Genomic DNA, 265 nt, shown 5'->3' with positions numbered 1-265 from the left:
ATTCCGCTCAACATGGTGCATATGAACAAGAGCGTGTTTGATGCATTAAGTGCCGAGCAGCAGGACGCCATTCTAGAAGCAGCCCGGCTGACCGACCTGCATAACTGGGAAACGGTCGAAACCCGTACCGCGGAAAACTACCAAACACTCAGTCAGCATGATGTCACTATCAATGATGCCGTTTCGCCCGCGCTGGCCGATGCCCTTTCTCAGGCAGCCTCCAGCGTTATGGAGAATTGGCTGGAATCTGCGGGTGATAGGGGCC

The 265-nt window shown here is 54.7% G+C and carries 1 pseudogene; it reads left to right on the top strand.

The window, feature by feature from the left end:
• Nucleotides 1-265 (top strand): annotated as a pseudogene (locus tag AC1RQI_RS17235) (TRAP transporter substrate-binding protein); the annotation flags it as partial.

The sequence above is a fragment of the Salicola sp. AFF1 genome (assembly GCF_056783195.1).
This window is presented reverse-complemented; position numbering and strand designations above follow the sequence as displayed.